The 26,658-nt window shown below is 65.8% G+C and carries 34 protein-coding genes; 16 read left to right on the forward strand and 18 right to left on the reverse strand.

Annotation, left to right across the window (positions count from 1 at the left end):
• The first annotated feature begins 3 nt into the window (after positions 1 to 3).
• Genes B133_RS0109190 through hypD form a run of 6 tightly spaced genes read left to right on the forward strand, consistent with a single transcriptional unit; the run spans position 4 to position 4,674 of the window.
• A complete protein-coding gene (locus tag B133_RS0109190) occupies positions 4 to 753 on the forward strand; it encodes a DUF6390 family protein (RefSeq protein WP_018600626.1) in 750 nt (249 codons plus the stop codon).
• On the forward strand, positions 750 to 1,481 hold the full coding sequence (locus B133_RS0109195) for a sedoheptulose 7-phosphate isomerase (protein WP_018600628.1): 732 nt from the start codon (positions 750 to 752) through the stop codon (positions 1,479 to 1,481). The genes B133_RS0109190 and B133_RS0109195 overlap by 4 nt, the downstream gene beginning before the upstream one ends.
• Positions 1,478 to 2,152 carry an SIS domain-containing protein gene (locus B133_RS0109200; RefSeq protein WP_018600630.1) on the forward strand — a complete coding sequence of 225 codons (675 nt, stop codon included), beginning with the start codon at positions 1,478 to 1,480 and terminating at the stop codon, positions 2,150 to 2,152. The genes B133_RS0109195 and B133_RS0109200 overlap by 4 nt, the downstream gene beginning before the upstream one ends.
• A complete protein-coding gene (gene hypE / locus B133_RS0109205; protein WP_018600632.1) occupies positions 2,149 to 3,240 on the forward strand; it encodes a hydrogenase expression/formation protein HypE in 1,092 nt (363 codons plus the stop codon). The genes B133_RS0109200 and hypE overlap by 4 nt, the downstream gene beginning before the upstream one ends.
• Positions 3,241 to 3,266: 26 nt before the next feature.
• Positions 3,267 to 3,539, forward strand: coding sequence for a HypC/HybG/HupF family hydrogenase formation chaperone (locus tag B133_RS0109210; RefSeq protein WP_026256184.1), 273 nt, complete (start codon positions 3,267 to 3,269; stop codon positions 3,537 to 3,539).
• A 10-nt stretch (positions 3,540 to 3,549) separates the two neighbouring features.
• Positions 3,550 to 4,674, forward strand: coding sequence for a hydrogenase formation protein HypD (hypD, locus tag B133_RS0109215; protein WP_018600635.1), 1,125 nt, complete (start codon positions 3,550 to 3,552; stop codon positions 4,672 to 4,674).
• A gap of 1 nt (position 4,675) precedes the next feature.
• Here the strand turns inward: hypD and B133_RS0109220 are convergent, their stop codons facing one another.
• From B133_RS0109220 to B133_RS0109230, 3 genes are read right to left on the reverse strand one after another with little or no spacing between them, the layout of a single operon-like run.
• Positions 4,676 to 4,879: a hypothetical protein gene (locus tag B133_RS0109220; RefSeq protein WP_018600637.1), complete on the reverse strand. Its 204-nt coding sequence runs from the start codon at positions 4,877 to 4,879 to the stop codon at positions 4,676 to 4,678.
• Positions 4,880 to 4,920: 41 nt separating this feature from the next.
• On the reverse strand, positions 4,921 to 5,112 hold the full coding sequence (locus B133_RS0109225) for a DUF3046 domain-containing protein (RefSeq protein ID WP_018600640.1): 192 nt from the start codon (positions 5,110 to 5,112) through the stop codon (positions 4,921 to 4,923).
• A gap of 9 nt (positions 5,113 to 5,121) precedes the next feature.
• A complete protein-coding gene (locus tag B133_RS0109230; protein WP_018600642.1) occupies positions 5,122 to 6,294 on the reverse strand; it encodes a glycosyltransferase in 1,173 nt (390 codons plus the stop codon).
• 42 nt (positions 6,295 to 6,336) lie between these two features.
• Between B133_RS0109230 and B133_RS0109235 the strand changes: the two genes are divergently transcribed.
• A complete protein-coding gene (locus B133_RS0109235; RefSeq protein ID WP_018600644.1) occupies positions 6,337 to 6,798 on the forward strand; it encodes a limonene-1,2-epoxide hydrolase family protein in 462 nt (153 codons plus the stop codon).
• 12 nt (positions 6,799 to 6,810) lie between these two features.
• On the forward strand, positions 6,811 to 7,227 hold the full coding sequence (locus B133_RS0109240; RefSeq protein WP_018600646.1) for a DUF5313 domain-containing protein: 417 nt from the start codon (positions 6,811 to 6,813) through the stop codon (positions 7,225 to 7,227).
• Between the two features lie 18 nt (positions 7,228 to 7,245).
• On the opposite strand, the gene B133_RS0109245 is transcribed toward B133_RS0109240, so the two are convergent.
• From B133_RS0109245 to pgsA, 5 genes are all read right to left on the reverse strand, one after another.
• Positions 7,246 to 8,064, reverse strand: coding sequence for a membrane protein (locus tag B133_RS0109245; protein ID WP_018600647.1), 819 nt, complete (start codon positions 8,062 to 8,064; stop codon positions 7,246 to 7,248).
• 18 nt (positions 8,065 to 8,082) lie between these two features.
• Positions 8,083 to 8,886: a phage shock protein PspA gene (pspA, locus tag B133_RS0109250; RefSeq protein ID WP_018600649.1), complete on the reverse strand. Its 804-nt coding sequence runs from the start codon at positions 8,884 to 8,886 to the stop codon at positions 8,083 to 8,085.
• A 150-nt stretch (positions 8,887 to 9,036) separates the two neighbouring features.
• A complete protein-coding gene (gene clgR, locus B133_RS0109255; RefSeq protein ID WP_018600651.1) occupies positions 9,037 to 9,348 on the reverse strand; it encodes a transcriptional regulator ClgR in 312 nt (103 codons plus the stop codon).
• Between the two features lie 83 nt (positions 9,349 to 9,431).
• Positions 9,432 to 9,920, reverse strand: coding sequence for a CinA family protein (locus B133_RS0109260; RefSeq protein ID WP_018600653.1), 489 nt, complete (start codon positions 9,918 to 9,920; stop codon positions 9,432 to 9,434).
• Positions 9,898 to 10,503: a CDP-diacylglycerol--glycerol-3-phosphate 3-phosphatidyltransferase gene (pgsA, locus tag B133_RS0109265; RefSeq protein WP_026256186.1), complete on the reverse strand. Its 606-nt coding sequence runs from the start codon at positions 10,501 to 10,503 to the stop codon at positions 9,898 to 9,900. Before pgsA ends, B133_RS0109260 begins: the two co-directional genes overlap by 23 nt.
• Before the next feature lie 42 nt (positions 10,504 to 10,545).
• Between pgsA and B133_RS0109270 the strand changes: the two genes are divergently transcribed.
• Complete coding sequence (locus tag B133_RS0109270) at positions 10,546 to 11,067, forward strand: amino-acid N-acetyltransferase (RefSeq protein WP_018600657.1); 522 nt, start codon at positions 10,546 to 10,548, stop codon at positions 11,065 to 11,067.
• 168 nt (positions 11,068 to 11,235) lie between these two features.
• On the opposite strand, the gene B133_RS0109275 is transcribed toward B133_RS0109270, so the two are convergent.
• Entirely contained in the window at positions 11,236 to 13,785 is a 2,550-nt protein-coding gene (locus B133_RS0109275; RefSeq protein ID WP_198290989.1) for a DNA translocase FtsK, read from the reverse strand.
• 190 nt (positions 13,786 to 13,975) lie between these two features.
• On the opposite strand from B133_RS0109275, the gene B133_RS0109280 reads away from it, so the two are divergent.
• Together B133_RS0109280 and B133_RS0109285 are read left to right on the forward strand one after the other, a co-directional pair.
• Positions 13,976 to 14,290, forward strand: a complete 315-nt coding sequence (locus tag B133_RS0109280) for a putative quinol monooxygenase (protein WP_018600660.1) — start codon at positions 13,976 to 13,978, stop codon at positions 14,288 to 14,290.
• A 66-nt stretch (positions 14,291 to 14,356) separates the two neighbouring features.
• Positions 14,357 to 15,229, forward strand: a complete 873-nt coding sequence (locus B133_RS0109285; RefSeq protein WP_026256189.1) for an SAM-dependent methyltransferase — start codon at positions 14,357 to 14,359, stop codon at positions 15,227 to 15,229.
• A 14-nt stretch (positions 15,230 to 15,243) separates the two neighbouring features.
• Here B133_RS0109285 and B133_RS0109290 read toward each other — a convergent pair whose 3' ends face one another.
• Positions 15,244 to 15,846: a DUF2249 domain-containing protein gene (locus B133_RS0109290; RefSeq protein ID WP_018600663.1), complete on the reverse strand. Its 603-nt coding sequence runs from the start codon at positions 15,844 to 15,846 to the stop codon at positions 15,244 to 15,246.
• A gap of 48 nt (positions 15,847 to 15,894) precedes the next feature.
• Here B133_RS0109290 and B133_RS0109295 point away from each other — a divergent pair, with 48 nt between their 5' ends.
• Positions 15,895 to 16,506: a metalloregulator ArsR/SmtB family transcription factor gene (locus B133_RS0109295; RefSeq protein ID WP_018600664.1), complete on the forward strand. Its 612-nt coding sequence runs from the start codon at positions 15,895 to 15,897 to the stop codon at positions 16,504 to 16,506.
• Positions 16,503 to 16,940: a hypothetical protein gene (locus B133_RS0109300; RefSeq protein WP_018600665.1), complete on the forward strand. Its 438-nt coding sequence runs from the start codon at positions 16,503 to 16,505 to the stop codon at positions 16,938 to 16,940. The genes B133_RS0109295 and B133_RS0109300 overlap by 4 nt, the downstream gene beginning before the upstream one ends.
• Here the strand turns inward: B133_RS0109300 and B133_RS0109305 are convergent.
• The 3 genes from B133_RS0109305 to thyX all read right to left on the reverse strand — a co-directional run bounded on the left by B133_RS0109305 (position 16,937) and on the right by thyX (position 20,408).
• Complete coding sequence (locus B133_RS0109305) at positions 16,937 to 18,613, reverse strand: ribonuclease J (protein WP_018600666.1); 1,677 nt, start codon at positions 18,611 to 18,613, stop codon at positions 16,937 to 16,939. The genes B133_RS0109300 and B133_RS0109305 overlap by 4 nt on opposite strands.
• 9 nt (positions 18,614 to 18,622) lie before the next feature.
• A complete protein-coding gene (gene dapA / locus B133_RS0109310) occupies positions 18,623 to 19,525 on the reverse strand; it encodes a 4-hydroxy-tetrahydrodipicolinate synthase (protein WP_018600667.1) in 903 nt (300 codons plus the stop codon).
• A 130-nt stretch (positions 19,526 to 19,655) separates the two neighbouring features.
• Positions 19,656 to 20,408, reverse strand: coding sequence for an FAD-dependent thymidylate synthase (gene thyX / locus B133_RS0109315; protein ID WP_018600668.1), 753 nt, complete (start codon positions 20,406 to 20,408; stop codon positions 19,656 to 19,658).
• A gap of 190 nt (positions 20,409 to 20,598) precedes the next feature.
• On the opposite strand from thyX, the gene B133_RS0109325 reads away from it, so the two are divergent.
• The gene (locus B133_RS0109325) at positions 20,599 to 21,480 is read left to right on the forward strand and encodes a hypothetical protein (protein WP_018600670.1); all 882 of its coding nucleotides are present in this window, start codon (positions 20,599 to 20,601) and stop codon (positions 21,478 to 21,480) included.
• Positions 21,481 to 21,621: 141 nt separating this feature from the next.
• The gene (locus B133_RS0109330) at positions 21,622 to 21,903 is read left to right on the forward strand and encodes a hypothetical protein (RefSeq protein WP_018600671.1); all 282 of its coding nucleotides are present in this window, start codon (positions 21,622 to 21,624) and stop codon (positions 21,901 to 21,903) included.
• A 77-nt stretch (positions 21,904 to 21,980) separates the two neighbouring features.
• On the opposite strand, the gene B133_RS0109335 is transcribed toward B133_RS0109330, so the two are convergent.
• The 4 genes from B133_RS0109335 to B133_RS0109350 form a co-directional block, all read right to left on the reverse strand.
• Positions 21,981 to 22,682 carry an RsiV family protein gene (locus tag B133_RS0109335; protein ID WP_018600672.1) on the reverse strand — a complete coding sequence of 234 codons (702 nt, stop codon included), beginning with the start codon at positions 22,680 to 22,682 and terminating at the stop codon, positions 21,981 to 21,983.
• A gap of 60 nt (positions 22,683 to 22,742) precedes the next feature.
• Positions 22,743 to 23,951: a winged helix-turn-helix domain-containing protein gene (locus B133_RS0109340; protein WP_018600673.1), complete on the reverse strand. Its 1,209-nt coding sequence runs from the start codon at positions 23,949 to 23,951 to the stop codon at positions 22,743 to 22,745.
• Positions 23,952 to 24,040: 89 nt separating this feature from the next.
• Complete coding sequence (locus B133_RS0109345; protein ID WP_018600674.1) at positions 24,041 to 24,517, reverse strand: dihydrofolate reductase; 477 nt, start codon at positions 24,515 to 24,517, stop codon at positions 24,041 to 24,043.
• 22 nt (positions 24,518 to 24,539) lie between these two features.
• On the reverse strand, positions 24,540 to 25,340 hold the full coding sequence (locus tag B133_RS0109350) for a thymidylate synthase (protein ID WP_018600675.1): 801 nt from the start codon (positions 25,338 to 25,340) through the stop codon (positions 24,540 to 24,542).
• A 42-nt stretch (positions 25,341 to 25,382) separates the two neighbouring features.
• On the opposite strand from B133_RS0109350, the gene B133_RS0109355 reads away from it, so the two are divergent.
• Positions 25,383 to 26,120 carry a dienelactone hydrolase family protein gene (locus B133_RS0109355; protein ID WP_018600676.1) on the forward strand — a complete coding sequence of 246 codons (738 nt, stop codon included), beginning with the start codon at positions 25,383 to 25,385 and terminating at the stop codon, positions 26,118 to 26,120.
• A gap of 63 nt (positions 26,121 to 26,183) precedes the next feature.
• On the opposite strand, the gene B133_RS0109360 is transcribed toward B133_RS0109355, so the two are convergent.
• Positions 26,184 to 26,636 (reverse strand): hypothetical protein, encoded by a 453-nt coding sequence (locus B133_RS0109360; RefSeq protein WP_026256191.1) that lies wholly within the window; start codon positions 26,634 to 26,636, stop codon positions 26,184 to 26,186.
• Between the last annotated feature and the right edge of the window lie 22 nt (positions 26,637 to 26,658).

A 26,658-nucleotide genomic window follows, 5' to 3' on the forward strand; every position in this document is an offset into this window, starting at 1 on the left:
GCGATGAGCATCGTCGGATTGCATACCCTGCCTGCTGGATCACGGCTGTTCGCCCGTTACGCGTATCCGCCCAACGAGCTGGGGTACTGCGGGCCGGGTGAGTCCGGCGTGCTGTTGCACGGGGACGACGCGGCCGCGCTGGCGCGCCATGCCAGGGCATTCGACGGCGCCTGGCCATACCTGAGCACAATGGCGCGCGCCACGGGAACCGACCCGCTGGACGCCGACGTGGTCGGCGGATACTGGGTCGGCGGCCCGCAGCTGCACTGCGTCGACCCCGCCGACCTGCTCGCTACTCTGCGTGCAGCGTTTTCAGGGCAGGCCACCGGGCTACTGGACGACGTCGGATCCTCGTCGACCGTCCTGGCACACCACAGCTTTCACGTCTTCGTCGTCTACCCGTGGGTGCGCTTCCTCGATCGGGAGCCCACCACGGCACTGCGGGTGTTGCAGAACTGCCGGATACGTTGGGGCACCGTCACAGCCGTCGACGGTGAGTATGCCGTGATCGACACCTGTCCCCTCGTCCTGGACGACGGCGTGTTAGCACTGGGGTCCGCGCGTCCAGAGCGGGTGCGCTGGAGCCGAGACGGCGCGTCGTTCATCACCACACCCGAACCCGGCACGCTCGTCTCTGCTCATTGGGACTGGGTGTGCGACACCCTGACCGGCACGGGGCGCGCGGCGCTGACCGAGGCCACCGCCACAACCCTGGACATGGTAAACGCCGTCCGAAAGGTAGGTCACTCATGACCGTCACTGCACAACCGTTCGTCGACAGCCAGCTCTCTGCCGACCTCGCGGCCGCCGCCCTGGATGTCGCTCGCAGATTTCACGACGGCGCCACCCTGTGGGTCATTGCGCCGCAATGGGAACCACACGCGCACCACGTGGCCGTCGAATTCGTCCACCCGGTCATCATGGGCAAACGTGCACTGCCGTCGGTCGCCCTCGTCGATCCGGACCCGGTCGCGGCGGCCAGGGTGGCCAGCCAGCCCGGCGACCTGCTCTTGGCCGTCGCATCCGCCAACGAACCCGCGGTCATCGATGCCATGCGACGGGCACCCGCGTGGGGCGTCACCACCGTGTGGATCGGGTCGGGCCCTCGGCCGTCGGCCGGCGCCGCCCATCACATCCTGTGGATCGAGTCCGATGACCCCATGGTGCCCGCGACCGGCCGTTTCGTCTTGATGTATCACTTGCTGTGGGAGCTCACCCACGTGTGCTTCGAACACCCGGGACTGCTCAAAAGTCCCGACGGCGAGTGCACCGACGAAGTGTGCGTGACATGCAGTGACGACGGCCAAATCGCGGAAGTGATTCTGGCACCGCAAGACTCGAACAGTCCGGCGCTCGTCCGTACCTGCGATGGCGAACAGTGGGTCGATGTCGCACTGCTCGGCGAGGTGGCACCCGACGACCTGATCCTCGTGCACGCCGGCACCGGGATCACCACGCTGGGAACGGAGCAGGCCTCATGACCACGAACGAATCCGAAAGCACCGGGTTCCTCTACCCGTTCATCGAGTCCGAAGAGACCGATGCCAGGGCGTTGCTCGAGGATCTCGCGTCCTCGGCACGCGCCAAGGCCGCCGAAAGTGCTCGGCTGCAACAGGAATCCCTACAGGAATACGATCCCGGACTGGTGCAGGCCGGCCAGGCCATGGCCGACAGATTCGCCCGCGGCGGCAGGCTGTACACGCTGGGCAACGGGGGCAGCTCCACCGATGCCGCCACCCTGGCCACGTTGTTCAGCCGCCCGGCGCGCGGCCGGCCGGTGTCGGCGTGGTCGCTGGCCGCCGACGAAGCCGTCGTCACCGCCCTGGGCAACGACGTCGGATTCGAACTGATCTTCAAACGCCAGATCATCGCCCATGCCCGCGACCGAGATGTCGCTATCGCACTGTCGACATCGGGCAACTCCGAGGACCTCATGACAGCGATCACCGAGGCCAAGCAACGCGGACTGCTCACCATCGGATTCGCCGGCCACGACGGCGGTCGGATGAGTACCGCCGAGGATCTCGACTTCTGTTTCACCGTCCACAGTCAGAGTATTCACCGCATACAGGAAAGCCACGCCATGCTCGGCTACCGGCTCTGGTCGGTCGCCCAGGAACAGCTGGCCCGGATCCGGGAGCGCGCATCATGACCACTACGGCGGCAACGCAACGCGAGGACCGGGTGCTGGAACGGATCGACAAGTTCCGTCAGAGGCGGCCACGGCTCCTCGACGACGTGGTCACCCTGGCCCACGGCGCGGGCGGGAAAGCTTCTGCGGCACTGGTCGACGCGGTGTTCGTGGAGGCATTCCGCAACTCCGAACTCGAGCAGCTCGGTGACGCAGCGGTGCTGACAACTCCGTCCGGTGATCGCCTCGCATTTTCTACCGACTCGTATGTGGTTGCACCGCACCGCTTCCCAGGCGGCTCCATCGGACACGTGGCGGTGCACGGGACCATAAACGACCTCGCTGTCTCCGGAGCCCGGCCGTACTGGATATCGGCAGGATTCGTGATCGAGGAGGGCTTCCCGATCAGCGAGTTGCGCGAGATCGTCGCCGACATGGCCGAAGCCGCCGCTCACGCGGGAGTACAGATCGTCACAGGCGACACCAAGGTGGTCGGAAAGGGTGCGGCCGACGGCATGTACATCTGCACCGCAGGTGTCGGTGTGATTCCGCACGGCCGGCGGCTGTCGCGCGAATGCGTACAACCCGGCGACAAGGTGCTGTTGTCCGGCACGATCGGCGAACACGGGATGGCAGTCATGCTCGCCCGCGGTGACCTCGCCATCGACGCCGACATCGCCTCGGACACCGCACCCGTCCACGAACTGGTCGAAGCATTGTTGGAGGCGGCGCCGTCGACACGATGGATGCGGGACGCGACCCGCGGCGGTGTCGGCACCGTGTGCAACGAACTCGTCAAGGACCGTCCGTTCGCGGTGGTTCTCGACGAGGACCGCCTCCCGATCGAACCGCAGGTGCTCGGCGCCTGCGATCTGCTCGGCATCGACCCGCTGTACGTAGCCAACGAGGGCAAGTTCCTCGCGGTCGTCGCCCCCGACGAAGCGGACGCGGCCGTAGCCGCCCTCCGCGCGCATCCTCAGGGCGTGCGCGCCGCCGTGGTGGGTGAGATCGTCCCCGAACCACACGGGATCGTTGCGTTACGAACATCATTCGGTGGCAGCCGGATTGTCGACATGCTCGTCGGCGACCCGCTGCCACGCATCTGCTGAGAACAACAGAGATAGGAGCTTCCACGATGTGTCTTGGAATTCCCGGTCAGGTGGTCGATTTCGTCGACACCGAAGCTCATCTGGCCAAGGTCGACGTCAACGGGGTACGCCGCATCATCAGTGTCCGACTGCTCGCCGACGACAACCTGCAGGTCGGCGACTGGGTGCTGGTCCATGTCGGGTTCGCCATGGCCAAGATCGACGAACGCGAAGCGGCCCTGACGCTGGATCAGGTGCAGAAGATGGGCGAGAACTATCAACAGGAGATCGACGCGTTCAACGACTCCGAAATCGCTTGAGAGGCTTGACATGAAGTTCGTCGACGAATTCCGCGATCCAGCTGCCGCACGGGCCCTGGTCAAATCGATCACCGAACTGGCCGGCGGCGATGAGTTCAAATTCATGGAGGTGTGCGGCGGCCACACCCACACGATCTACCGGCACGGCATCGAACACCTGCTCCCCGAAACCATCGAGTTGGTGCACGGCCCCGGCTGCCCGGTCTGCGTGATCCCGATGGGTCGGGTGGACGACGCGATGTGGCTCGCCGAGCAGCCCGGCATCATCTTCACCACCTTCGGCGACATGATGCGCGTACCCGGTTCACGCGGAAACCTGATCGAAGCCAAGGCCCGCGGAGCCGACGTGCGATTCGTCTACTCACCGCTGGACGCGCTCAAGATCGCCCGTGACAATCCCGATCGGCACGTCGTGTTCTTCGCGGTCGGCTTCGAAACCACGGCGCCGTCCACGGCCGTCACGTTGGTCCGGGCCCGCACACTGGGCGTGCGCAACTTCAGCGTCTTCTGCAACCACGTCACGATCGTGCCGCCCATCAAGGCCATCCTCGAATCGCCCGACCTGCGGCTGTCCGGGTTCCTCGGGCCCGGACATGTCTCCACCGTGGTCGGGTTGCGGCCGTACCGATTCGTCCCCGCCGTGTACGGCAAGCCCATCGTGGTCGCCGGGTTCGAACCACTCGACATCCTGGCCTCGGTGCACATGCTGTTGCAGCAGATCCGCGACGGCCGTTGCGAAGTGGAGAACCAGTACACGCGCGTGGTGCGACCCGAAGGCAACACCCAGGCGCTGAAGTTGATGGCCGAGACATTCGAATTGCGACCCCATTTCGAATGGCGCGGACTCGGATTCATCTCCCAGAGCGCGCTGAAGGTTCACCGCGACTACGCCGAGTACGACGCCGAGCTGGTATTCGACATGCCGGGGGTACGGGTGGCCGACCCCAAGGCCTGCCAATGCGGTGAGGTCCTCAAGGGTGTCATCAAGCCTTGGGAATGCAAGGTGTTCGGAACGGCCTGCACACCTGAGACACCGATCGGAACGTGCATGGTGTCGCCGGAAGGTGCGTGCGCCGCGTACTACAACTTCGGCCGACTACACCGCGAGACCGCACAGTTGCTGATTCAGCGCTGAGTCAGCGGCGCCAGTGCGGGAAGTTGTCGAGATCCCGCAGTGTCATGACGAACCCGACCGCGCCGACGGCGATGGCCAGGAAGTACCCGACCGCGGACTGCCATCCACCCAACGTCGACGCGACCAGCCAGCACAACAGAACCGCGGTGATCACGAGCAGCACACCGTAGAGCGGTGTGCGTTGTGGATGCTCACCTAGTCGCATAACTCCGGTATACCCGCATAGGTGAGCTACGTCACACATCGCTACCACTCATCGCGTGGGACGTCGAAGTCGGCGCACAGGGCGCGCCACACGTCACGCGGTTCCACACCCGCCTCGATGGCTTGAGCAGCCGTGTGCCCCATACCGCTCAGCACATGGTCGACGAGGATGGACCGCCCCCGCATGGTGCCGAACCGGCCGTCCACCAGCTCATGGAATTCCGTCAGCCGCACGTGCCCAACCTACCCAGCGGGCGTCAGGGCGTCGTGGCACACCCGTACCGGATCCGCCACACCGACCACCGACGCCCCGCCCTGCTGCGCGGCCCGGCGATACGCCGGTGAGCCGAGCACCTCGCCGACGGCCGTTGTCAGCGCCTCGGCTGTCAACGGCCGCACCAACTGGGCACTGCCCTGGCGCACAAGGCGATTGGCGATCTCCCACTGATCCCCACCGCCGGGTACCAGGACCATCGGCACGCCGGCCAGCAGGGTCTTTGACACCATGCCATGCCCACCACCGCAGATCACCACATCGGCGTGGGCGAGCAGTTCGTCCTGTCGCCCCAGCCCGACCACAGCCCATGGCGGTACCTCGACATCGGCGCCGCCCAGCCGGGACACCACCAGCCGAGACCCCTGAGGCAGGGTCTCCCCGGGCCGCAACGATTCCAATGCCAGTTCGGCCAACCCCTGGGTCCCGGTGGTCGCGGTGGACGGCGCCACGACCACGACCGGGCCCGGCCCCGGCGGCACCGCCAGCACCGCGTCCGTCGGCTCGAAATGCAGCGGCCCCACCACGACGGCCTCCGCCGGCCAGTCCGGGCGCGGCACCTCGAGCGCAGGCAGGGTCGCGATCAATCTGCGCAGCGGTCCTGGGTCGGTCGCCGGCAGACCGATGGCCACCCTGGTCTCCGAGCGCTGCGCCAGCCCGGCCCGCCAGGACCGCGCCGTCAGTGCGCGCATCACGGAGTCGCGTATTCGGCCACGCAGTCCGACGCCTGGCGCCAGGCCGCTCCCCACGGGCGGCAGACCTTTCGACGGTAGATACAGCGGATGGGGGCTGAGTTCCACCCACGGTACCGCGAGCAGTTCGGCGGCCAGCCCGCCGCAGGCCGTGATCACGTCGGAAACCACCAGGTCAGGGCCAAGTTCCCGGAACCGAGGGACGTTGAGCACCGCCATCCGGGCCGCGCGCCGGTGGATCTTTGCCCCGGCGTCGGTGTCGTCGTCGTACGCGGTGGGGTCAAGTCCGTCGAGTTCGACCGCCTCGACACCTGCGGCCCGCGCCGTCTCCAGCCATTCCACCCCGGTCAGCAGGGTCGGCGCGTCTCCTGCGGCCAGGAACTTCAAACACAACGCCAAGGCCGGGAAGGCGTGCCCGGGATCGGGCCCGGCAACCACCGCTACGCGCATCCGGGTTACCCTGCCACAGCCCAAGAGAACTAGGCTTCGGCCATGACTGACCGATCAACCGCTGCGGTGCAGACACCGCTGACGGGAGGAGCACACGAGGGCCCCGCCGGCACGGTCGAGATCTTCCTCAACGCACTCCAGGACGAGGATTTCGCCACCGCCGAGAACTCGCTGGCCCAGAACCTGGTGTATCAGAACGTTGGCTTGCCGACGATCTACGGGCGCAACCGGACGGTCAAATTGTTCCGTTCCATGCAGGGCCGCGTCGGTTTCGAGGTGAAGATCCACCGTATCGCCGCGGACGGTGCCTCGGTGCTCACCGAACGCACCGACGCCCTGACCTTCGGACCGTTGCGACTGCAGTTCTGGGTGTGCGGCGTATTCGAGGTACACGAAGGCCGGATCACGCTGTGGCGGGACTACTTCGACTTCCTGGACACGGCCAAGGCGACTGTCCGTGGTCTGGCTGGGATATTCATTCCGTCGCTGCGCGCATCGCTATAGGAGACACAGATCATGGGCAAGACGACCGAACGCACCCGGCCGAACCTCATCCAGTTCCTGAAGTACTGCTGCGGACGCCGGCTACCGGATTCGATGCTCGACTGGGTACGCGAAGACCTGACCGGCAAGGGCGCCACGCGCCGGATGATGCTGCGCGTGCTCGTGCCCGCGTTGCTGATCCTGGCTCCATTCTGGCTGATCGACACGACGCTGTACGTACACCTGAGCATGACGGTGCCGATCCTGATCCCGTTCATCTACTTTTCGCACGCATTGAACAAGATCTGGCGCCGCCACATGCTGCGGGTGCACGGTCTTGACCCCAACCTGATCGACAAGATCGCGCGCGAGAAGAATGCGCATATCCACGACGCCTATATCGAGAAATACGGTCCCCGATCGGGGCCGCCCAGCAGCTCCGCAGTGTGAGCGCCCCTGCCCGGCACCTCAGGCCTGACGCAGCCGACCAAGTTCGTCGAACGCCTGCGCCCACCCGCTGAGCCGGTCGGTGGCGTCGGTCAGCTCATTGCGGTAGCGCTGTTGGGACAACGGTGCCGTCGGCGCCCGTCCATTGTTCACTGCGGAGACGAGTTGCGCTGCGGCAGTGACCATTTCGTTGTACTGACGGACACCGTCGTGGAGTTGCGCGGTGAACGCGTTGATGGCGGGCACCAGGTGCTGGCGGGCCTGCGGCGCATTGCTGATGGTCCGTTCCATCGACACCACCTCGGTCGCGGTGGCCGCCATGGTGCGGGCGGTCTGGTTGGCCACCGCAGTCAGCTCGCGCAGCTCGTCGGCGGGCAGCATGTGGCCGCGTTCCATCACCCCGAGCAGGGAAAACATGCCGCGCTCGGAGGCCAACAGGGTTGACATCGGCTGGCGCGCGGCCGAACCCCACGGCGGCAGCCGTCGGCCGGCAACCGGGCGTTCGGCAGGCAACGGCTCCGAGCGCAGCCAGCGGTAGCGCAGCCACAGCAAGGTCGCGGGGAACGCCGCGCCCGCGGCGATCACACCGGTGATGATCAGAACCCAGACCGGGGTGCTCCACGTCGCAAGCACCGCCGTCAGCAGGACCCAGAACCCGCAGGCAAGCGTGAAAAACACGCCGACACGCCGTGTCCACCGCCGCTTGCGCAACAGTTTCGCCCGCGGATCAGCGGCAGCACTGAGCTTTTCGGCCAACGCGCCGGACAGGTCGGCAGCGGTGTCGATACCTCGCTGCACCAACGACCACCAGGCGTCCACTCGACCGGTCTTGACAGCCATGATCACACCGCCCGCACGTTATTGGCCGAGCGGATTTTCGGGTGTCGCCGGCGCCGGATTGGTGGCAGGCGTCGCAGCGTTGCCGCCGGCGGGCAAGGTATCGCCGCGCATCGACGCGCGGATTTGCTCCAGTCGGGAGTGTCCGGCCATCTGCACGCTGGCCTGCTGCACCTCGAGCATGCGGCCCTGCACCGAATTCTGGGCAAGCTCCGCCGAGCCGATCGCGTTGGCGTAGCGCCGCTCGATCTTGTCGCGGACCTCGTCGAGGCTGGGGGTGTTGCCAGGCGCGGCGAGATCGCTCATCGACCGCAGCGACGCACTGACCTGTTCCTGCATCTTGGCCTGCTCAAGCTGCGACAGCAGCTTGGTACGTTCGGCGATCTTCTGCTGCAGCATCATCGCGTTCTGCTCGACGGCCTTCTTCGCCTGACCGGCGGCCTGCAAAGCCTGGTCGTGCAGGGTCTTGAGATCCTCGACGCCCTGCTCGGCGGTCACGAGCTGCGCGGCGAAGGCCTCGGCGGCATTGTTGTAATCCGTGGCCTTGGCGGTGTCACCCGCGGCAGTCGCCTGGTCGGACAGCGTCAGAGCCTGCCGGACGTTGACCTGAAGCTTCTCGATGTCGGCCAGCTGGCGGTTGAGCCGCATCTCCAGCTGACGCTGGTTGCCGATCACCTGGGCGGCCTGCTGGGTCAGCGCCTGGTGCTGGCGCTGCGCGTCCTCGATGGCCTGCTGAATCTGCACCTTCGGATCGGCATATTCGTCGACCTTGGAGCTGAACAGCGCCATCAGGTACTTCCATGCCTTGGTGAACGGATTAGCCATGGGTTCGTTCCGCCTTTGTTGATTCGGGCCCGGCTGCCCGGGCCAGGGTGACCCGTTGTCGGTCGGGTCATCGTGCGTCAGGTGCCAACTTATCGGGTTCTAGCGGACCGCCACAGTCCCCACGGGCGTTTCGTGCGGGTGCGTGCCCGGTCAGGCAACCGCCATTACTGCCGGCTGCGGGATCACCACCTTGGTCGCCGCGTCGATATGCGCCATCTGGGACTGTTCGCGGTGAGCCATGCGCTCCCCGGCGTCTGTCAGCACACGCGAGAGCCGCACATCGAGGGCGTCGCAGATGGAGCTGAGCAATTCGCTGGAAGCCTCCTTGCGGCCGCGTTCCACCTCCGACAGATACCCGAGGCTGACCCTGGCGGCATCCGAGACCTCGCGCAAGGTGCGGCCCTGTTCGGTGCGGGCGTCACGCAGCACGTCACCGATTACTTCACGCAGCAATTCCGTCATCGCGCCCTCCTTCGGGTACCTAGTTGACGGTCGTCACTTGCCAAACGCTGTGACCCACCGGGATGGTTCCCGCCGCACCAAACTCACTGCTGCTCGACGAGCCGGCGCAACCGGGCGATCGCCTCGTTGACCGCGGCCACCCGGATATCCCAGCGAGACCCGGACAGCCTGAGCTCAACCACCTCGGTATCGACCGGCCCGGCAAGACCCAAGAACACTGTTCCCGGCGCGTGGCCGCCGTGCGGTTCGGGGCCGGCCACCCCCGTCAGGCCCACGCCCCACGTGGCGGCGCACCGTTGCCTCGCGCCGACCGCCAGTGCCCGCGCGGTGGGTGCCGCAACGGGTCCGACAGCATCGAGCACCTGCGGCGCCACGCCGGCCAGCCAGATCTTGGTGTTCTCGGTATAGGTGACGAGACCGCCGTGCAGCACGGCGCTGGCGCCGGGCACACCGGCCAGCGTGGCTGCGAGCAGTCCGCCGGTCAGTGATTCGGCGGTGGCCACGCTCTGGCCGTTCACCGTCAAGTCGGCGATGAGCGTGCGTGCATCGTCAGTTACGAGTGGATCGTCCACGTGAGTTCCTGATCGCCGAAACCACATAGTCAGCGCCGGTGACCACGGTCAGCACCACCGCCGCCCACATTGTCACCCACGCCACCGTCAGCCATATCGCCGGCCAGTTGTGCAGCGGCAGCACGAACAACCCGATCGCCACGGCCTGCACCAGCGTCTTGAGCTTGCCGCCGCGGCTGGCCGGGATGACACCATGCCGCAGCACCATGAAACGCAGGATCGTGATTCCGATCTCGCGCACTAGGATCACGCCGGTGACCCACCACGGTAAGTCGCCCAGCAGCGACAGACCGACCAACGCCGAACCGATCAGGGCCTTGTCGGCGATCGGATCGGCCAGGGTTCCGAACTCGGTGACCACGCCGTAGCTGCGCGCCAGTGCCCCGTCGAACCGATCAGTGATCACCGCGACCACAAACACCGCGAAAGCGGCCACCCGCCAGACCGTTTCATGACCGTCACCGACGAACAGCAGTAGTAGGAAGACCGGCACCAATGCCAGCCGGGCTCCGGTGAGGATGTTGGGGAGACTGGCCACCAGGGCATGCGGCACCACCGGATCGGTAGAAGGTGGGCCCGGCACCGCAACAGAATATCGGTTGGCGAAACCGATATTCTTCCAGCTGTGAACGAAGCCAGCGCGCGACCGGCGGCCAGCCCCGTGGTGCGCCGGGCCCGCACCTCCGATGTCCCGCGGATCAAGGACCTCGTGGACATCTACGCAGGCAAGATTCTCCTCGAAAAGAATCTGGTCACGCTGTACGAGGCAGTCCAGGAGTTCTGGGTGGTGGAGGTCGACGGTGAGCTGGTCGGCTGCGGCGCGCTGCACGTGTTGTGGGCAGATCTCGGGGAAGTGCGCACCGTCGCGGTGCATCCCAAGGTCCGCGGAACCGGAGTCGGACACGTTCTGCTCGAGCAGTTGCTCAACGCGGCGCGGGATCTGCACCTACAACGGATCTTCGTGCTGACCTTCGAGGTGGACTTTTTCGGCCGCCACGGCTTCCAGGAGATCGACGGCACCCCGGTGACCGCGGAGGTGTACGACGAGATGCGTCGCTCATACGACACCGGTGTTGCCGAGTTCCTCGACCTCTCCTACGTCAAACCGAACACCCTCGGTAACACCCGAATGCTGTTGACGCTGTGAAGCGACGCTGACCGACACTGCACGAAAAGTGTCGGCCGGACTGCCTCTAGGCCGGTTGTCCTCACACCGGTTTGTCCTTTACCCCGATTGTCACGCTGGAGTGGCCGTCGGGGGCGAGCGCCACTCCAGCGTGACAAACCGGTGCGGTGCGCGGGGCCGCGCAACCGCTCAGAACTCCTCGTCCTCCTCGGGTTCGGCGCCGTTGGCGTCGGCTCCGCCGCGGATGAGCGCCAGCGTGCCGGCCAGTTCGTCGGGCTTGACCAATACCTCGCGGGCCTTCGAGCCCTCGGACGGCCCGACGATCTGACGGGTTTCCATCAGGTCCATCAGGCGGCCTGCCTTCGCGAAGCCGACGCGCAGCTTGCGTTGCAGCATCGAGGTGGACCCGAACTGCGAGGACACCACGAGCTCGACAGCCTGCAGGAAGACGTCGAGGTCGTCGCCGATGTCGGGGTCGACATCCTTGCGTTCTCCTGCCTTGACCGCGGTGACGCCGTCGACGAACTCCGGCTCGGCCTGAGCCTTGGTGGCCTCGACGACGGCGTGGATCTCCTCATCGGTGATGAACGCGCCCTGCATACGCAGCGGTTTGTTGGCGCCCATCGGCAGGAACAGGCCGTCACCCATACCGATGAGCTTTTCCGCGCCCGGCTGGTCCAGGATGACGCGGCTGTCGGTCAGCGACGACGTCGCGAACGCCAACCGGGACGGCACATTGGTCTTGATCAGGCCAGTCACCACGTCGACCGACGGTCGCTGGGTGGCGAGCACCAGATGGATGCCTGCGGCACGGGCCTTCTGCGTGATGCGCACGATGGCGTCCTCGACGTCGCGCGGCGCGGTCATCATCAGGTCGGCGAGCTCGTCGACGATCGCAAGGATGTACGGGTAGGGCTTGTACACGCGCTCACTGCCCAGCGGCGTGCTGATCTCGCCGGTGCGCACCTTCTCGTTGAACACGTCGATGTGGCGCACCCGGGACGCCTTCATGTCCTGGTAGCGCTGCTCCATCTCCTCGACCAGCCAGGACAACGCCGCCGCGGCCTTCTTCGGCTCGGTGATGATCGGCGTGATCAGGTGCGGAATACCTTCGTAGGGCGTGAGTTCCACCATCTTGGGGTCGATCAGGATCATCCTGACCTCGTCCGGGGTGGCCCGCGCGAGCAGCGAGACCAGCATCGAGTTGACGAAGCTGGACTTGCCCGAACCGGTCGAGCCGGCCACCAGCAGGTGCGGCATCTTGGCCAGGTTGGCCGAGACGAAGTCACCCTCGATGTCCTTGCCCAGCCCGATCACCAACGGGTGGTGGTCCCGACGTGTCGACGACGCGGTGAGCACGTCGGACAACCGCACCATCTCGCGGTCGGTGTTGGGTACCTCGATGCCGACCGCCGACTTGCCCGGGATCGGTGCCAGCATCCGGACGCTCTCGGTGGCCACGGCGTAGGCGATGTTGCGGTGCAGCGCCGTGATTTTCTCGACCTTGACGCCCGGCCCGAGTTCCACCTCGTAGCGCGTGACGGTCGGGCCGCGGGTGCAGCCGGTGACGGCCGCGTCGACCTTGAACTGTTCGAGAACCGACGAGATGGCGTCGGTCATCTGATCGTTGGCCGCTGTGCGCAGCTTCGGCGGATCACCCGCGATCAACAGATCCAGCGACGGCAACGTGTACGGGCCCTCGACCACCCGGTCGACCACAAGAGTGTCGTCGGCTTTCTTGGCCGGCTTCGGCTCGGCGGCCTTCTTGCGGCGGGGTTTGACGGCCGGCTCGGGAACCGTTGGCGCTTCGGCCTCTTCGGCCAGCGGGTAGTTCTCCATCGGTGTGCCGGTCAGCGCCTTGGGCGCCTCGATGGCGGCGGCGGGCCAGGTCTTGGCCTGATCCGGGGTGTACACCGGGTCGTCGTAGTAGCCGTCGGAGAAGTCATCGTCGGACTCCGCATCGGCATACTCGTCGTCGTAGTACTCGTCATACTCGTCGTCGTCATCGAATGCGCGGGTCCGGAACATCGCCCGCAATGTCGCAGGTACTTCGCGGATCGTCGTGCCGGTGATCAGAAGTACGCCGAACAGCACACCGATGAAGAGCAACGGCGCGGCGATCCATACGGTCAGTCCGTCGGAGATCGGCCCCCCGATGGCGAATCCGACGAATCCGGCCGCCAGCCGGCGTCCGGCGGGATCCTCCGGAGACCCCGCCCACAAGTGCCAAAGACCCAGGGCCGGCAGTGCGATCATGGCCGAGCCCAGCATCATCCGCGGGCGAGAATCAGGGTCGGGTTCGGTGCGCATCAGCACGACGGCGACGACGGCCAGCACGATCGGGACGAGCACGACGGGCTCACCGACGACGGTCCGCAATGCGGTGTCTATCCAGGCGCCGACCGGACGGGCCGCGTCGAACCAAGAACTGGCCGCGACCACCACGGCGACACCCAGAAGTGCCAGTGCCAGCCCGTCACGGCGATGTCCCGGTTCGATCTCGCGCGCCCGGCCGACCGAGCGTGCGGTCGAACCCGCACCTTTGGCCAGCATCAGCCACCCGGCTCGCGCGCCACGCCCGAGTTTCTGTCCGGCGACGGCCACCGGAGACACCTGAGAGCGACGAGCCGGCTTCCGCTGCGCTGAAGCCGGGCGGGGTGACGCCTGACGCCCGGATCGTGAGCCGGGCTTTGACCTGCTCGAACGGGCTCCAGATCGCGCCGCGGTCTTGTTAGCCATGCGTGTCAGCCTAGTCGCAGTGGCCTCATATTCACCATCTGCCACACAGGTCACAGATAGGCCAAACTTCGTCACCGTCGCCTGGGTCGATGGGGCGTGACAACACCGCGACAACAAGGCTGCGACCCAGACCGCATCGCATGAGTAGGCTGGACACCTGTCCGGCCATGTCACCGAGGAGTCTGCGCCCATGCCAGTTGTCGTCGTCGCCACCATGAAGGCCAAGCCCGAGTTCGTCGACACCGTGCGGGACGCCTGCAAGCAGGCCATCGAGGCGGTGCACAACGAGCCGGGGTGTGAGCTGTACTCGCTGCACGAGGCCGATGGCACCTTCGTCTTCGTCGAGCAGTGGGCCGACGCCGACGCACTGAAAACACACAGCACGGCCCCCGCGATCGGAACCCTGTTCGGCGCGGTCGGTGAACTCCTCGACGGTGCGCCCGACATCAAGATCCTGCAGCCGGTCGTCGCTGGCGACCCGGCCAAGGGCCAGCTGCGGCCCTGATGACCGTGGGTCGATCCATGTCACAGGTGTGACACTTCCGGAGGACGCGGGTAGCGTCAACAAGCGATGAGCCGCATAGATCCCGTAGCTCAAACTGCTTTAGGCCCAATGGCGTTGGCCGCCACTGAGCAGTACGAGGGTCCACGGCGGCTGGTCGACGACGATCTGGCGGAGTCATTTTTGCCGACGTCCCTGCGTGCCATGACCCGATTGATGCGCTGGCGCATACCCCGCGAATGGTCCATCCGCGCCGCGGAACGGTCCCAGCCCGGTCTGTGGGCAAACCTGTCCTGCCGCAAGCGATTCATCGATGAGTTGCTCGACGCCGCACTGCCCGACATCGACGCCGTGGTGATCCTCGGTGCCGGTCTGGACACCCGGGCCTATCGACTGGCGCGACACAGCGCCGTACCGGTGTTCGAGGTGGACCTTCCGGTCAACATCGACCGCAAACGCGCCGCAGTGCGCCGGGCGCTCGGCGCGGTTCCGAATTCGGTGCGACTGATACCCGTCGACTTCGAGCACGACGACCTCGCTACCCAACTCGCCAAGTACGGCCACCGCACGTCGGACCGCACGTTCTTCGTGTGGGAGGGCGTGACGCAGTACCTCACCGAGGCCGGTGTGCGGGCCACGTTCGACTACCTGAGCACCGCCGTACCCGGCAGTCGGTTGGTGTTCACCTGTGTCCGTGCCGATTTCATCGACGGCACCCACAGCTACGGCGCTGAATCGCTGTATCGCAGGTTCTGCGTTCGCCGGCAGATCTGGCGGTTCGGGCTGAACCCCGACGATATCGCGCCGTTCGTCGAGCCGTACGGCTGGCAGCTGATCGAGCAGGCCGGCCCGGACTATCTGATCGAGCACTACGTCAACCCCGCTGGCCGCAAACTCGGTGCGTCGCAAGTGGAATGGACGGCCTACGCGCTGCGACAGTAACCGGCCGCGCTCGCTCAGCCCGCCTTCGCCGGCACGGCGGGCTCCAACACCAATGCCTGCCGCCGCTGATGCACGGTCAGATACCGCAATCCGTCCGGACCTGCCGCGAACTGCCTGCGGGACCGCTTCGGCAGCCACACGACATCCCCCGGCCGCAACTCGACGCCGCCAAGCTCGGTGATAAGCCGACCGGATCCGCCCAGCACGTGGATGAGCACGTCGAGATCGGGACCCGCGTGCGCATCGATGCCCGCGCCGGGAGCCAACACGATGATGTTGGAATCGAGCCCGCGGTCATGCATCTGCAGCTTCCACACCGCACCGGTCATGTCGGTGGCGTCAGAGTTCGCGGCGTTGGTGTTGGTCAGCACGCGCGGTAATGGGTTCGCCGCCAATTTGGTGATTCTGATGCGCCAGACCTGCGGGCCCGACTGGACGTACTCCCAGTCGTAGCTCCCGGGGTGGTCTACCTCGAACTCGTTGTGCAGGTGCCGGGGGTCATGGTTGTTGACCAGGATGAGCGCGGCACCTATCGGCAGGCTGGCGTACGCGGCGAAGATCGCGGGATGCTTGTCCGGCTTGGGCAACCCCCGGACGTCGAGTTCGTGCTCGGTCATGGGTTAAAGTTTATACAGATCAGCATTGTGAAAACCAGGAGGACTGCGATGAGTCGACGCGCCGACGTCCTCGAGATCCTCCGTTCGGCTGCTGCACCCATGACCATCATCGAGCTGGCCGATGCGCTCGACGTGCACCCCAACACCGCCCGGTTCCACCTGGAAGCACTCCTGGATGCGGGTCAGGTGGAGCGGGTGGACGCCGATCACCGCGGACCGGGCCGCCCACCCCAGTTGTTCCGGGCGGTCCGCCGCATGGATCCCGGTGGTCCGACCCGCTACCGCGTGCTCGCCGACATCCTCACCCAGGGCCTGGCGGCAGAGCAGGATCCCGGCGCACGGGCTCTCGACATCGGTCGGGCGTGGGGACGCGGGGTCCCCCAACCGAACTCGGATACCCCGGCGGGCGCCCTGGTGGGGTTGCTCGACGAATTCGGCTTCGCCCCTGAACGATCCGTGAACGATGAGGTTCGGTTACGGCACTGCCCATTCCTCGCGCTCGCCGAAACCCGCGCGTCAGTGGTGTGTCCGATCCATCTGGGCCTCATGCAGGGCGCTCTGGAAAGCTGGCAGTCACCGATCAGCGTGGACCGGCTGGACGCATTCGTCGAACCAGACGTCTGCCTGGTTCACCTCACCACCGAAGGAGACACCCGATGAACACCGCCGCGGCCGTGGCAGTCGCCGTCACTTACTGCTGGATCGGCATGGTGCTGGCGATCTCGTTCCTGGAGGCTCCGCTGAAGTTCCGCGCGCCGGGCGTCACCCTGCAGATCGGGCTCGGCATTGGACGGCTGGTGTTCCGCGCTCTCAACGCAACCGAAACAGTCTTTGCAGCAATCGTCATCATCGCTCTCGCGATCGATCGACCGTCGGCCGCGGCCACCGCCGCATTCGTGATCGCTATCGCCTCGCTTGCGGTGCAGCTGCTGGCGGTGCGCCCCAAGCTGACGCAGCGCTCCGACGTCGTACTCGCCGCCATCCCGGGTCAAGCGCCGATCGGGCGTTCACGCGTGCACTACGTCTACGTCGCGCTGGAGGCCGTCAAGATCGTCGGCCTGCTCACCGGCGGAATTCTGCTCCTGGCGGGCTAGATCTCGATCACGGTCGGCACGATCATCGGCTGGCGACGATAGGTTTCGCCCACCCACTTGCCGACCGTGCGACGTACCGCCTGCGCGATCCTGGTTGGATCGGTGATGTTATCGGCGGCAAGGCTTTCCAGTTCGCGCTCGACCTTCTGCGCAACCGATTCCAGCGCCTTGGGGTCCTCGGAGAAGCCGCGGGAATAAAGATGCGCCGGCCCCGCGGGACGCCCGGTCTCCCGATGCACGACGACCGTCACAGCCACGAAACCCGATGAGAGGATGAGTCGTTCACCGAGCGTCGCGTCGCCCACATCGCCGGTGATGAGCCCGTCGACGAACATCTTGCCGACCGTCACCGCCCCGGATATCGATGCCCTGCCGGCCACCAGATCCACACTGACGCCGTTTTCGGCGATCACGATGTTCTCCGGCGGCACCCCGGTACGTGCGGCCAGCGCCGCGTTGGCACGCAGATGCCGCCAGGTGCCGTGCACCGGCATCACGTTGCGCGGGCGCACACCGTTGTATAGGAACAGCAACTCGCCCGCATAGGCGTGCCCGGAAACATGAACGCGCGCTTGGGCATTGGTGACCACCCTGGCCCCGATCTTGGCCAGCGCATCGATCACGCCGTAAACGGCCTCCTCATTGCCAGGAATGAGCGACGACGACAGGATGATCAGGTCGCCCGCGGTCAACGTAATGCTGCGGTGCTCACCGCGCGACATTCGCGAGAGTGCGGCCATCGGCTCGCCCTGGGTTCCGGTGGTGATCAGCACCACCTTCTCCGCCGGCATCATCTCCGCCGCAGCGATGTCGAGGATGTCGGAGTCTTCGACCCGCAGGTATCCCAGGTCACGGGCGATGCCCATGTTGCGCACCATGGATCGGCCGACGAACGACACCTTGCGGCCCAGAGCCACTGCCGCATCGATGATCTGCTGCACCCGGTCGACATTCGAAGCGAAGCACGCGACGATCACCCGGCCGTCGGCACCGCGGATCAACCGGTGCAGCGTCGGGCCCACCTCACTCTCCGACGGGCTGACACCCGGCTGTTCGGAGTTGGTGGAATCGCACAGGAACAGGTCGACCCCGGAGTCCCCCAGCCGCGACATACCCGGCAGGTCCGTGGGACGACCGTCGAGTGGCATCTGGTCGAGTTTGATGTCGCCAGTGTGCAGCACCGTGCCCGCGCCGGTGTGGATGGCGACCGCCAGACACCCGGGAATGGAATGGTTGACGGCGAAGTACTCACATTCGAAAACGCCGTGCGTGCTGCTCTGCCGTTCGGCAACCTCCACGAGCACGGGTTTGATCCGGTGTTCGCGGCATTTCTCGCGCACCAGGGCGATGGTGAACTTCGAGCCAACCACCGGAATGTCGGGCCGCAGCTTGAGTAGGAACGGGATAGCGCCGATGTGGTCCTCGTGCGCATGGGTGACGACGAGCGCTTCCACATCGTCGAGCCGATGCTCGATGTGCCGCAGGTCGGGCAGGATCAGGTCGACACCCGGCTCGTCATGACCCGGGAACAACACCCCGCAGTCGATGATGAGCAGCCGGCCCAAGTGCTCGAAAACGGTCATGTTGCGCCCGATTTCGCTGATACCGCCCAGCGCGGTGACTCGAAGCCCACCAGGGGCCAGCGGCTCGGGCGGTGCGAGATCGGTGCTCAACGGCCCGCCCTACCTGAGCACCGCTGCGGCACGCATATCGGCAGCCAGCGCCTCGATCTCGTCCGGCGCGGCCGGGATCTGCGGCAGCCGGGGTTCACCGACATCGATGCCCTGCAACCGCAAACCTGCTTTGGACATCGTCACACCCCCCAGCCGAGACTGCGCAGCGGCCAGCGGGGCCAGCGCGACGTTGATCTTGCGGGCGGTGGCGACGTCACCGGAATTGAACGCGGACAACATGTCCCGCAGCTGCCCCGCGGCCAAATGACCCCAGACACTGACGAAACCGACGGCACCCATGGCCAGCCACGGGAGGTTGAGCGCGTCGTCGCCCGAGTAGTACGCCAGTCCCGTCTCGGCGATGATCTGCGCCCCGCCGGGCAGGTCACCCTTGGCATCCTTGACACCCACGATGTTCGGGTGTTCGGCGAGCTTACGGATGGTGTCCCACTCGATCGGAATCGAGGACCGCGGTGGAATGTCGTAGAGCAGGACCGGCAGATCGGTGGCATTAGCAACCGCGGTGAAGTGCGCGAGCAGCCCCGCTTGAGGCGGCCGAGAGTAGTACGGCGTGACGACCAGCAGCCCGTGCGCGCCGGCTTCGGCGCTGGCCTTGGCCAGGTGCACGCTGTGTGCGGTGTCATAGCTACCGGCACCCGCGATGATGCGGGCCCGGTCACCAACCGCGTCGAGCACGGCACGCAGCAGTGCCAGCTTCTCGTCGTCGGTGGTCGTCGGCGATTCACCGGTGGTCCCCGCCACCACCAGACCGTCACAACCGGCGTCGACCAGGTGAACGGCCAGCTCGGTTGCGGTATCGAGGTCAAGCGAGCCGTCGGGCTTGAACGGCGTCACCATTGCGGTCAGCACGGTGCCCAACTGGGCGGTGACGTCAATTCCGCTGGTGCTCACGCGCCAAGATTACCCGCTCCCCCTCACGCTTCCGCCGCGATGTCGTCCGGCCACTCCGTCAAGCCTCCGTGGCCATTCCAGACGGGCCACTCCGTCAAGCCTCCGTGGCCATTCCAGACGGGCCACTCCGTCAAGCCTCCGTGGCCAAAGGCGACGTTGCCACCTCCGTACCGTCCGCAAGCGCCGCGATCTCGAAATCCGCGAACACCGCGGGCGCCACATCGACGAGTTCACGCAGGCAGGCGATGGCGAGCCGGCGGATCTCCACGTCGGCGTGCTCACTGGCCCGCATCGCGATGAAATGCCGCCAGGCCCGGTAGTTGCCGGTGACCACGATGCGGGTTTCGGTCGCGTTGGGCAGCACGGCGCGCGCGGCTTGCCGGGCCTGCTTACGGCGTAGGACCGCATTGGGCTGGTCGGCGAATTTGGCCTCCAGCCGGTTCAGCAGCTCGATGTAGGCAACCCGGCTGGCGTCGGCGGCCGCGGTGAAGATCTCCACCAGTTCCGGGTCGTCCTCCACGCCGGGTGGGATGACCACCTCGGCGTCGTGTTCGGGGACGTACCGCTGCGAGAGCTGCGAGTAGGAGAAGTGCCGGTGTCGGACCAGTTCGTGGGTGCAGGATCGGGAGATCCCGGTGATGTAGAAGGACACCGATGCGTGCTCCAGCACCGAGAAGTGGCCGACGTCGATGATGTGCCCGATGTAGGCCTCATTGGTGGCGGTCTTCGGATTGGGTTTTGACCAGCTCTGATAGCAGGCCCGGCCGGCGAACTCGGTGAGCGCCTGACCGCCCTCGGCTTCGGTCTGCCACGGCACGTCCGGCGGCACCAGGAACTCGGTCTTGGCGATCAGTTGCACGCGCAGCGGGGCGGTTTCGGCCACCTGATCACCCTACTGTCGCCACTTCGAAAGGCTCGCAAATGCTCGGCCGACTGGGCAGACGACAAGGGCGACGATCTGATCGCATTGATCGCCGGGGCATTTGCTGCGCTGGCGGCCGGTTCGTGACGCCTCCCTACAATTGGCGGATGCCTGGAGCCGAGTTCGCCCGTCATCAGTACGCCGGCTCGCCGTGCTGATCGGTATCGCGGCAGCACTGCTGGCCTGCTTGGGTTATGGGACAGCGTCGGTCCTGCAGTCCTATGCCGCGAGCAGATCCGGATCAGGCCATGCCGCCACCTCAGAGGGCGGACCCACGCTGCGATCGACGATCACTGCCATGCTCGCACCAATCTTCATCGCGGGAATGGCTCTTGATTTGCTCGGCTTCGTGGGCAGCCTGATCTCGGCCCGCCTGATCCCACTGTTCTTGTCCCAGACCGTCATCAGCGCCAACCTGGTCGTCACCGCAATTCTCAGCATCTTCGTGTTGCACGTGCGGCTGCACCGGCGCGACTGGATCGCCATCGCCATAGTGCTTGTGGCCCTGTGCATCCTGGGCGCCACCGCCGGACATCTGGGCGAAGGCGATCCGGGGGATGCCATGCACTGGGGTGTGCTCGTGGTGTCCGCCGTCATCCTGGCGGCAGGTGCCGCTCTGGTCCGGTTGCTCGGTCGCAATGCGGCAGTACCCGCCGGCCTCATCGCGGGCGTGCTCTACGGTGCGATGGCTGTCGCGGTGCGGGTGGTCCACGGGCTAGAGCCGCTAAACATTCGGGCGCTGCTGGCCGACCCGGCTTTATGGGCGATTGTCGTCGCTGGTCTCGGTGGCTTCTATCTGTTCACCGTTGCGCTGCAAGTCGGTTCGGTCAACGGTGTCGCCGCCGCTCTGGTCGTCGGCGAGACCGTGGTGCCGGGCGTCGTCGGCGTGCTCGTGCTGGGTGATACCGCGCGGCCAGGCTACGGCTGGCTGGTGGCACTCGCGTTTGCCGCGGCCGTGATCGGCGCTGTCGCCGTTGCGGTCTTCGGCGCGGCTGAGTACGAGCGGACGGCGTCTGTCGCAGAGAGCGGCTGAGGAGAATTCGTGCCGTCGAGACCATGTCCCCCGATCGGTGGACCAGCAGTTCATCCCGTAGCAGTCCGATCGGCGGACAGACTCAGGACTGTCGATGAGCGAGGCTTGACGGCATCGAACGCACCGACAGAAAGGAACCAAATGAGCTATCACGTCATGGATCTGGTGTGCGAGCGGGCCAACGAGCGCGACTGGGAATTGATCTTCGACAGTGGGCCGAACGGTGACTTGCGCACCATCGTCTGGGAACACCGGTGCCCCGAAGGAGCCGGACAGCCACCCGAGTTGGAGATCACGTTCAACGTCGACGGCCGGATCGTCCAGACCGAGAAGCGCCTGGACGGCAAGTGGCTCCAGCGGTCGACGCCACCCCTCGAGTTCGCGTCGACCGAGATCCACCTGGAGACATTGAGCATGATCTGACCCAGCCACCGATCACTCGCACCTTCCGGCGCGACCCCCAGATAGCCGGGTTCGCCGACCACTGGCAGGCTGACCGACTACCGAGCCAGCACCTGCATATCGGGTGCGAGCACATCGGTCAGCTGTGACCACGGCACCGTGACTACGGGTAGCCCGTGGGCGAATTGGTAATCCTCGAAATGAATTTCCAATCCGTCCACGGTAGGGATCCAATTGTGGAAGTTGTCCGCGACCGGCGCATTGCCCGGTTCGTCCGCCATCGGCCTACTTCCGCCATACACCGTCGGGAAGAGCAGTTTCGTTTGCTCGGAGAGCCGGTTCAATCCAGCCTGCGAGTCGGTGAAGAGGTTGTCGAGGGTTATGGGACGGCCGTTGCGACTGTCGATGACGATGGTGGTGACGTAGTCCAACGGATGTGCAGCATGCTGGTGGAAGTACATTCCGGTCAACACCTGCGAGATCGCCGTCGGCCGAAAGCTCACCGCGGGTTTGGTTTCGAACGTCGCGTCATCGTGGATGACCTCGTCGCGATCGAGCATGCCACCCATGGTCTTTCCGGACGCCACGCTTGCCGCGTTGAATGCCGCCGCCACCGCGCCGTCTCCCCCGGACAACTGCCCAACGTCGATTTTCCAGCCATCGCCGGGGTCGATGGACGTCGACGAGACCGTGTAGATCGCGCCGTTACTGGTCCCGCTGTCGGCGACCGCAGTTCCGGTCCCGCCGAAGACAGTCATCAACACAACAGCGAAGGCGACAACGATTCCCCTGCTCGACATCGTTCGATTATTGTCCGAGCCAGAGGACGCCTCACACATAACGGACCGGAACGGTGATCGCTACCCGGTAAGACTGCGACGCAACGCCGTGACCAGATCACCGCGCTGTCCGACTGTCACATCGTCGGCCCCGAGCCATGACGCCATCGTCCGCAGCTCTTCCGCCAACGCGTGCGCCACCCGCGACCTGTCTTGCCCGTCTTCCGTGAACGCGCCTACGACATGCAGGGCACCGTCCGTCCGCTTGAGATCCACCCGCGCTACCAGTTGCCCATCGAGCAGAAAAGGCCATACGTAGTAACCGAATTGACGTTTGGAGGCCGGCGTATAGATTTCGATGCGGTAGTGAAAATCGAATAGCCGCTCGACGCGGGGCCGGAAGAAGATCAGCGGATCAAAAGGACACAGCAGGGCCGTACCCCGGTCCCGCCGTGGCACGATCTGCCCCGACCGCAAGAAGGCCGCCCCGCTCCATCCCTCCACATCGACGGGCTCCAGTTCCCCGTCGGCCACGAGCTTGGCGATGGCCGGCCTTACCTGTTTGGCACCCAGCCGGAAATAGTCCCTGATGTCGGCTTCCGTGCCGATGCCGAGTGCCGCCGACGCACGCAGCGCCAGCTCTCGGATCGCTTCGTCGTCACCGATCTCGCGAGACACCACCTCGGGTGGCAGCACATTCTCGGTGAGGTCGTAGTGGCGGGCGAACCCGACGCGCGTCGCCGTCGTGAATACCCCCGAGGCGAACAGTGCCTCGGCCACCCATTTGGTGTCACTGCGTCCCCACCACGGACCCTTGCGCCCGCGCGGCTCGGCCTCTAGGTAAGCCTCGATCTGACCGGCGGTGGACGGACCCAACTCGGTTACGGCCGCCACGATGTCGTCGGCGAGTTTGGCGTTCTTCCGCACGATCTCGGTGCCCCATCTGCCGTGGGTGTATTCGCGCATCCGCCACCGCAGCAACGGCCAGTCGTCGACGGCCATCAGAGCGGCCTCGTGCGCCCAGTACTCCACCAACAGCCGCGGGGAGCGCGCCGAATGCGACCACGCGGCACGGTCGACGATCTCCCGGTCATACGGGCCAAGCCGGCTGAACACCGGCGCATAGTGCGCGCGCACCGCGACCGACACCGAGTCCAGCTGCAGCACTTGAATCCGGGAGATCAAGCGGCGCAGATGTGTGCGCGTGACCGCGCCACGAGGTTTGGCTTCATGCAGCCCCTGCGCCGCGACGGCGATACGGCGGGCCTGCGCGGTGGTAAGAGTGGCCACCTCACCATCGTTCCCCAAGCCACCGACAGAAAGCCGTGCACGCATGAAATGCGCCCGACGGCCACGACACTCCGCGACAGAGCCAGTGCTCACCGCCGATAGCTGCAGAACCGGTACCGCAGGCCTGAACTGCTGGTCAACCACTCTCCCACCGTGCATGCCCACGTGTCGTCGAGCGGTGGCGCCAGCGCGTCACCGTCGGTGGGTACCAAGTCGACGTCGATCTCGGTGACCTCGCATCGGTCGGCCAACGGCAGCGTCATCGCGTAGATCTGGGCACCGCCGATGACCCAGCCCCCGATGTTCTCCGGTAGCGCCGTGACCACATCGGCCCCGTCGGCGACGAATCCGGCGTCGCGGGTGATCACGACATTGCGCCTACCGGGCAATGGGCGCACCTTGGTCGGCAGCGATTCCCAGGTCAACCGGCCCATCAGCACCGTCTGACCCATGGTGAGTTCTTTGAACCGGGCCTGGTCCTCGGGTAGTCGCCAGGGGATGCCGTTGTCACGACCGACGATGCCGGTGCGCGACTGCGCCCAGATCAGCCCGAGGCGCCCCGTCACTGTTCGGTCCTGCAAGCAGACCTCATACCGCGACGGGGGCCTTGATCGCCGGGTGCGGGTCATAATTCAGGATCGCGATGTCTTCGTAGGTGTAATCGAAGATCGAATCACGGGGTGCCAGAACCAGTTCCGGGTACGGACGGGGTTCGCGGCTCAGCTGCAACGAGACCTGTTCGACGTGGTTGTCGTAGATGTGGCAGTCCCCGCCGGTCCAGACGAACTCACCGACGCCCAGCCCGGCCTGCGCGGCCATCATGTGGGTCAGCAGCGCGTAACTGGCGATGTTGAACGGCACCCCGAGGAACAGGTCCGCACTGCGCTGGTAGAGCTGGCAACTCAGCCGCCCCTCGGCGACGTAGAACTGGAAGAACGCGTGGCAGGGCGGCAGAGCCATCTGAGGGATCTCGCCCACGTTCCATGCCGAGACGATGTTGCGCCGGGAGTCCGGATCCCGCTTGAGCAGCTCAAGGGAGTTGCTGATCTGATCGATGTGCTCACCCGACGGCGCGGGCCACGACCGCCACTGCACACCGTAGATGGGGCCGAGATCGCCTGTGTCAGAAGCCCATTCATTCCAAATGGTGACACCGCGCTCCTGCAGCCACCGTACGTTGGAGTCCCCGCGCAGAAACCACAGCAGCTCGTAGACGACTGACTTGGTGTGCACCTTCTTGGTGGTGATCAGTGGGAATCCCGCGGCGAGGTCGTACCGCATCTGGTGGCCGAACAGGCTGCGGGTTCCGGTGCCGGTGCGGTCGGACTTCGGCGTTCCGGTCTGCAGCACCAGCCGCAGCAGATCCTCGTACGGCGTCGCGATAGACACGCACTCAGCTTACGGGCAGTGGTCAGGGGGTAGAACGGAGCCATGCCGACGATCAAGGACACCATAACCATGCCCGACGGCACCTGTGCCGTGACGCTCGCGACCCCAGACGGCCATGGCCCCTGGCCGGGCGTGGTCATGTATCCCGACGCCGGCGGAGCCCGAGCGACCTTCGACGAGATGGCCGCGAAGTTGGCCGGCTACGGCTACGTCGTGCTGGTGCCGGATGTGTACTACCGCGACGCAGGCTGGAAACCGTTCGACATGGCGACGGCGTTCAGCGACACCAGAGAGCGCAACCGGCTGTTCTCGATGATGAAGAAAGTGACCCCGGATGTCATGGCGGCCGATGCGGCAGCGTTCTTCGACTACCTGGAAAGCCGCCCGGAGGTCACCGGGTCGAAGTTCGGCATCACCGGCTACTGCATGGGTGGTCGGACGTCATTGGTGGTGGCAGGCCGGGTGCCTGATCGGGTCGCGGCGGCCATGTCTTTCCACGGCGGCGGGCTGGCTTCGGACGACCCCGGCAGCCCTCATCTGCTGGCCGACAAGATTCACGCCGCGGTATACGTTGGCGGAGCAGCGGGCGACGCGTCGTTCACTCCCAAACAGGCTGAAACCCTGAACAAGGCACTGACCGCCGCGGGCGTCGAGCACATCATCGAAACCTACGCCGGCACACACGGATTCGCGGTACCCGACAATGCGCCCTACAACCAGGCCGCCGACGAGCGGCACTGGGAAGCCATGGAGAGCTTCTTCGGCTCGCGGCTCGGCTGACCTGCCGCGTGGCGTCACCCGTAGCGACGACCCCGACCATGTGCCCGCGCGCCGAGACTTCCACTACTGATCGTCGCGGTGTAGGAACAACCTGACCGCCCGGAGCACACCACGGCCGGCGTACACGCCCGCGGCCACCGACACGACGATCATGGCGATGAACATCGTCAGCCAGTTGGCCCTGCTGTGGCTCACGTTCCACCAAACGATGGTGAACAACACCGCGCAGACAAATACGACGATGTCCCGCCAGTTGCCGCGGTAGGACATCGCCGCCTCACGAATCTCACGACTTCGATCCCCCGCCGTGATCAGCTCGCCGATCCGCTGATCGATGCTGGCCTTGAGTCGCGTCCGCAATTCGGCGTCCTCGGCCGGAAGCCGTTCCAACAGGTCCATGTCCTTGGCGATGAGCCCACGCACGTCCGGTGGCTTCAGGTTGCCTGCGATCAGGCCGAGCATGGCGCCCCCGGCGATCGGAGCGGCGCCAAGAGCTAGTTCGGCAATCCCCGGCATACCTGTCCTCCGTCACATGGTC

The organism is Mycobacterium sp. 155, from assembly GCF_000373905.1.
Lineage (GTDB): Bacteria > Actinomycetota > Actinomycetes > Mycobacteriales > Mycobacteriaceae > Mycobacterium.

What these genes read in the sequence shown, in the direction of transcription:
- B133_RS0109190 (WP_018600626.1), top strand. Translation starts at nt 4, where the DNA reads ATGAGCATCGTCGGATTGCATACCCTGCCTGCTGGATCACGGCTGTTC.
- B133_RS0109195 (WP_018600628.1), top strand. Translation starts at nt 750, where the DNA reads ATGACCGTCACTGCACAACCGTTCGTCGACAGCCAGCTCTCTGCCGAC.
- B133_RS0109200 (WP_018600630.1), top strand. Translation starts at nt 1,478, where the DNA reads ATGACCACGAACGAATCCGAAAGCACCGGGTTCCTCTACCCGTTCATC.
- hypE (WP_018600632.1), top strand. Translation starts at nt 2,149, where the DNA reads ATGACCACTACGGCGGCAACGCAACGCGAGGACCGGGTGCTGGAACGG.
- B133_RS0109210 (WP_026256184.1), top strand. Translation starts at nt 3,267, where the DNA reads ATGTGTCTTGGAATTCCCGGTCAGGTGGTCGATTTCGTCGACACCGAA.
- hypD (WP_018600635.1), top strand. Translation starts at nt 3,550, where the DNA reads ATGAAGTTCGTCGACGAATTCCGCGATCCAGCTGCCGCACGGGCCCTG.
- B133_RS0109220 (WP_018600637.1), bottom strand. Translation starts at nt 4,879, where the DNA reads ATGCGACTAGGTGAGCATCCACAACGCACACCGCTCTACGGTGTGCTG.
- B133_RS0109230 (WP_018600642.1), bottom strand. Translation starts at nt 6,294, where the DNA reads ATGCGCGTAGCGGTGGTTGCCGGGCCCGATCCCGGGCACGCCTTCCCG.
- B133_RS0109235 (WP_018600644.1), top strand. Translation starts at nt 6,337, where the DNA reads ATGACTGACCGATCAACCGCTGCGGTGCAGACACCGCTGACGGGAGGA.
- B133_RS0109240 (WP_018600646.1), top strand. Translation starts at nt 6,811, where the DNA reads ATGGGCAAGACGACCGAACGCACCCGGCCGAACCTCATCCAGTTCCTG.
- B133_RS0109245 (WP_018600647.1), bottom strand. Translation starts at nt 8,064, where the DNA reads ATGGCTGTCAAGACCGGTCGAGTGGACGCCTGGTGGTCGTTGGTGCAG.
- pspA (WP_018600649.1), bottom strand. Translation starts at nt 8,886, where the DNA reads ATGGCTAATCCGTTCACCAAGGCATGGAAGTACCTGATGGCGCTGTTC.
- clgR (WP_018600651.1), bottom strand. Translation starts at nt 9,348, where the DNA reads ATGACGGAATTGCTGCGTGAAGTAATCGGTGACGTGCTGCGTGACGCC.
- B133_RS0109275 (WP_198290989.1), bottom strand. Translation starts at nt 13,785, where the DNA reads ATGGCTAACAAGACCGCGGCGCGATCTGGAGCCCGTTCGAGCAGGTCA.
- B133_RS0109280 (WP_018600660.1), top strand. Translation starts at nt 13,976, where the DNA reads ATGCCAGTTGTCGTCGTCGCCACCATGAAGGCCAAGCCCGAGTTCGTC.
- B133_RS0109285 (WP_026256189.1), top strand. Translation starts at nt 14,357, where the DNA reads ATGAGCCGCATAGATCCCGTAGCTCAAACTGCTTTAGGCCCAATGGCG.
- B133_RS0109290 (WP_018600663.1), bottom strand. Translation starts at nt 15,846, where the DNA reads ATGACCGAGCACGAACTCGACGTCCGGGGGTTGCCCAAGCCGGACAAG.
- B133_RS0109295 (WP_018600664.1), top strand. Translation starts at nt 15,895, where the DNA reads ATGAGTCGACGCGCCGACGTCCTCGAGATCCTCCGTTCGGCTGCTGCA.
- B133_RS0109300 (WP_018600665.1), top strand. Translation starts at nt 16,503, where the DNA reads ATGAACACCGCCGCGGCCGTGGCAGTCGCCGTCACTTACTGCTGGATC.
- B133_RS0109330 (WP_018600671.1), top strand. Translation starts at nt 21,622, where the DNA reads ATGAGCTATCACGTCATGGATCTGGTGTGCGAGCGGGCCAACGAGCGC.
- B133_RS0109335 (WP_018600672.1), bottom strand. Translation starts at nt 22,682, where the DNA reads ATGTCGAGCAGGGGAATCGTTGTCGCCTTCGCTGTTGTGTTGATGACT.
- B133_RS0109355 (WP_018600676.1), top strand. Translation starts at nt 25,383, where the DNA reads ATGCCGACGATCAAGGACACCATAACCATGCCCGACGGCACCTGTGCC.
- B133_RS0109360 (WP_026256191.1), bottom strand. Translation starts at nt 26,636, where the DNA reads ATGCCGGGGATTGCCGAACTAGCTCTTGGCGCCGCTCCGATCGCCGGG.